General features: G+C 65.4%; 3 protein-coding genes and 1 pseudogene. 3 read left to right on the top strand and 1 reads right to left on the bottom strand.

All coding sequences use genetic code 11. The annotated features are described in order from the left end of the window. Positions 1-595: PP2C family protein-serine/threonine phosphatase (locus tag AC1D1S_RS19375; RefSeq protein WP_476995236.1), on the top strand; the 595-nt coding region annotated here is incomplete at its 5' end. A 48-nt stretch (positions 596-643) separates the two neighbouring features. Here AC1D1S_RS19375 and opgC read toward each other — a convergent pair. Beyond that, entirely contained in the window at positions 644-3,196 is a 2,553-nt protein-coding gene (opgC, locus tag AC1D1S_RS19380; RefSeq protein ID WP_476995237.1) for an OpgC domain-containing protein, read from the bottom strand. 214 nt (positions 3,197-3,410) lie between these two features. Between opgC and AC1D1S_RS19385 the strand changes: the two genes are divergently transcribed. Further along, positions 3,411-4,463: an LCP family protein gene (locus tag AC1D1S_RS19385; protein ID WP_476995238.1), complete on the top strand. Its 1,053-nt coding sequence runs from the start codon at positions 3,411-3,413 to the stop codon at positions 4,461-4,463. Between the two features lie 75 nt (positions 4,464-4,538). Continuing rightward, positions 4,539-4,743 (top strand): annotated as a pseudogene (locus tag AC1D1S_RS19390) (hypothetical protein); the annotation flags it as partial.

Raw genomic sequence — 4,743 nt, forward strand, 5'->3', positions numbered from 1 at the left:
GGACGTGGGAGGGGACTTTTACTCGTGGAGTGAATCGGAAGACGGCGTGGATCTGATGCTTGCCGATGTGATGGGCAAGGGGACGGCTGCGGCGCTCATGGCCGCCACCGTCCGCAGCGCGGTACGCAGTGCCGGAGGCAACGCGCCCGGTGCGGTTCTGGACCGGGCCAGCAGGCTCCTCGCAGTGGACCTGGAGAACACGGCCACCTTTGCGACGGCCTTCCTGGCCAGGCTTGAGCCGGCCAGCGGGCGCCTGGAGTACGCCGACGCCGGTCACGGCCTGAGCATCATCGTCGCCCGTGACGGCTCCTACCGCCGCCTGCCCTGTCGCGGGCTGCCGCTGGGACTCGGTGAACCAGGCTCGTGGGGCACGGCATATGCTGTCCTCGCCCCGGGAGAGACCCTCGCGAGTTTCACCGACGGGCTCCTGGACCTCTACGACGGTACCTTGGCCGCGCTCGATGACCTCGCAGCCCTCGTCCGCGACAATACCCCCGCACAGCTCACCGCCCTCCTGCAGGACCTCCACCGGGAGACCCAGCCGGATGACGACGTCACAGCTATCTTCCTCACCCGCCTTCAGGTGGCCGCATAGCACACCCTCTGGGGAGGCTGGTGGCGGTTCTGGTCGCCGCGGCGCCCGTCAGGTGGGGATGACGCGAAACAGAAAGCGTGTCCGGACCATCACCCAAAGAACGGCCAGCACCACCACGTACGCGGCCGTGTTCACGAGGACTCGGCCATCCTGCAGGGCGGGGATATTGGATATGACAGCGATCAGCACTACATGCATRATGAAAACGTAGAGTGTGGCCCGTCCGAGGGGAATCAAGAACCACCCCAAAATACGCTCCACGGGCTTCCAATAGGCCGTTAGGAACGCGTAGACCGCCACTACCAACAGCACGACGTTCAGCAACCTTCCCGGCTCCAGATAGGTGCGGCCGAAAAAGGCATCGTACATGGCACGGTAGGTGGCGTCCGGCATGACGGCCAGCCGGGTATCAAACCCGTTGGCAAGATACGGATTACAGAAGGACAGGAAAGCCAGTGCGGCCGCGGCCGCCGTGCAAGCGACCACCACCCAGGTCCGACGGCCCAGCCAGGCGATGATGGCCGCGCGATGGTACCCGGCCACCAGACCGAGCACGAAGAGGACCTGCCATACCATCAGCGGAAAGGAGTCCTCGAACTGCGAGGGCAGCAGCCGGATCCTGAACACAGCACCCGCCGCGTAGAGAGCTGCGGACGTCGCCAGCACCCACAGCACCTTTCCCCGGGACAACGCCGCCAATACCAGGGGGCTGACGATGAGCAGCACCACATAGAGGCCCATGACGTTGAACTGCCAGGGCCCGAACTTCAACAGCAGGATCCCGGGGATCACTTCGGGGGGCACCGGAAACTGCAGTAGGGACCCCATTCCCGCGTAGAGGTCATAGGCGCGGCCCGATCCCCCGCGCCCCGCGGCGCCCGTTCCCTGGTCAACGAATGACGTCAGGGCATCCGCATTGACAGCCGGCACAAGGGAAAAGAGGAAGACGCCGAGCAGAACCACCAAGGCCGTGCCGTACAGTTTTCCCGCGCGCCTCCCGGCATGGTCCACCACGTCACCAAGGTGGTCCGTGACCCGCGGACCGAACACCATGCCCAGGACCAACCCGGAAAAAAGGACAAAGAGTTCCGCCCCGGACACGAAGCCCACGGCCTCCTGAGTGAACAACTGAAAAAGCGAAGTCATGCCCAAGTGATTGACCACAACAAACACAATGGCGAGCCCACGCAGGAGATCGACCCTTGAATCCCGGGAAGAGGGGTCCTTGTACGACCAGCCCGAAACGCGGCGAAAACGCCGGGGAGCGGCCCACAACAGGAACAACACCAACACCACAGCGGCACCAACGCCCCAGACTGCCCAGCCAGAAAGGACCTGACCGGCGTCCGGCACGGAAGCACTCGGGTCTTTGGTGGCGGTGACTGGTCCTGTTACCAGGGTGGAGCTTTCCAAGCGGTTTCCGGCCGCTGCGGCGAGGTCCGGCCGTCCGGTCAGCCGCCAGTCGATAGCGGCCACACCGTTGTCCCTGGTGCTCATTTTCTCATCCCAGACCACGGCCTCGACACCGCTGAACCGCTCTGATGAGGACTCAGCAAGCACTTGCCCCCACCAGGAAAGCTTGATGGCGGACTCCTCTGCGCCGCCCACTGTGGGGCTGTAGAACGCTGCAGTCTGGAGCATCAGTGGCTTAGCACGTCCTTGGACGTAGGCGCCGTAGAAATTGCCGAAGGACCCACCGGCCTCGTGACCGGTCAGCATGTCTGCCAGCTCCCCGGAGGCCGGCACCGAGTTCACGGCGGCTCCGCCACGGGTGTCGTCATGGTAGGCGCTCAGCCCGACCCACTCAACGACGTCGTCCCCGGGATAATACGGCGAGTAGCCGTCATCAGCACCATCCCAGACACCGTCCCCGTTGGAGTCCAGGATCCGATACCCGTCAGAGCCGGGCCCGGGCGCGTTGCGGTTCCGCTCAAAGGGGTAATCCTTGGCCAGGAAGGGCTCCCAGACCATGACAGTGCCGGCGTCGTCAATGGAGCCAAACGCGGCTGCCACCGCCCGAAAGGCGGCCACATAGGCAGCTGGCTGCTGGCCCCAGCTCACCCAGCTGGAGTTCATGTCCGGGGCAAACCGGATGAACACTTTCCCGGGAATCCCCTCCGTGAGCCGGCCGATCTCCTGCGCAAAGGCAAGAGCCCTAACAGCATCGATCTGCTCCAACGGAACAGCGGGCTTTACCGTCAGCTGGGCATGGGCGCCCAGGGAGCCTGCCTGCTCGACGAACTTGCGGACATCCGCCTTCTCGGATTCCCGGACCGGCAGGGTGACATCGTGGCTGAAAATGCCCGGCGAGGAACCCAGTCGTTCAGAGAACCCCGCCGCGCTATCCTCGCCCCATTGCAATGCTGCACCGAGGAGAGGACCGTGACCCTCCGCCGGACCCGTTGAACCGGACGAGGCACGTGCCGGTTCGGCCGCCGGACCAGCAACGGAACCACCCATCGGGTCGGCGTCCGCAACCATGGCCGGGCCCGCAACAAGCAGGAACAGGAAAGCCGGCAGGAACGCTGCATAAAGGAGTCCGCGGCCCGGCACTCGGGCATCTCCAACCGTGGCCGAACGCCGCGCGCCGCGATGCTTCATCTGCCCCTCCCCACGGGGATATCCGGACCCCTCTGTGAGGCCACCGCCCGATACTATCGGGCCGAGGCAGTCCAGATGACCAGGCCAYGCACCGCCGGAAGTGTTGATAGACGGGCCCGGTGTACTGTATTGAGGGCCTCCACGGCGCCCGTGCGGCCCTGGCATTGGTCAAAATGGAATCCGGGCACCATGCCCGGCCAACTTAGAGGAACACATGACACACCCCTTCGACAGCCCAGACGACGCCGGCAGGGCGGAACTCCGCGAGCGGCGGCCCGCGAAGAAACGCCGGGGCCGCAACGTGCTGATCGCCGTCGCCGTGATGGTGGCGCTCGTCGCGGTGGTGGCTGGCGGCTACCTCTTCAACCTCGCACACACCTTCGACTCCGGTTCCAGCAAGATTGAGCAGGCCTTCCCGGAGGAGTCCACGCGCCCGAAGAAGACTGACACGTCGATGAACATCCTGGTGATGGGCAGCGACAGCCGCGGCGCCGCCGAGTCTGACGCCAGCACGCCCACTGACCAGCGTGCGGACACGCTGATGCTCATGCACATTCCTGCGGACCGCAAGAACATCTACACCATGTCCATCATGCGCGACCTCTGGGTGGACATCCCCGGGCATGGTGAGGCGAAAATCAACTCGGCGTTGGCCCTTGGCGGTACGCCGCTGATGGTGCAGACCATTGAGTCGATCTTCCAGCAGCGCATCGATCACGTGGCGATGATCGACTTCGAGGGCTTCAAGGGGCTCACCGACGCGCTGGGCGGGGTGACCGTTAACACCAAGCTGCCGTTTACGTCGAACGATCTGAAGGGCCAGTCCTTCGCCCCGGGCCAGCACACCTTCAACGGAACCCAAGCCCTGGCCTTCGTCCGCGAACGTCACGCCTACGCGGACGGCGACTACCAGCGGGTCCGCAACCAGCAGGAGTTCCTGCGGGCCATCATCAAGAAATCCACCGCCGGCCAGACGCTGAGCAACCCAATCACCATCAACAACATGGTGGGCGCCGTGTCGCCGTTCGTCACTGTGGACAAGACCTTTGATTCGGGAGCCGTGGCCGGGCTGGGACTCGAGCTCAAGGACATCCGGGCACAGAACACCGTCATGTTCACGCTGCCCACCAACGGCGTCGGAACGTCCGCGGACGGCCAGTCGATCGTGCTGKCCGACCCGGACGCCATCCAGAAGATCTCCGCAGCGATGGCCTCCGGCACCCTGGGCGAATACGTCGCGGCGAACAAGTTCGAGAACGGCAACTAAGTCCGGCCGGGTGAGGCGCCCAGAGAGGCCCTTGGACCCATAGTCCGTGGCCGGGCGCGATGGTAGCGTCCGCTTATGGGGAACGCTCCGGAGCCAGCAGCAGCGGCTTCCGCGGCGTCCCCGCCCCCTCCTTCGCCCGCCGTGGCAGGCGCCCGCCGTCGGACGCTGCTGCTGCTGGGGGCACTGCTCGCGGTCGCCGTCGCGGTGGCCGTCGCGGTCGCGGCCTACATACTCCCCGGGCCCCGTCCCGGTGGCTCCGGCCCGGCCGGAGCTACGGCAC

The sequence above is a fragment of the Arthrobacter sp. P1_A5 genome (assembly GCF_056406825.1).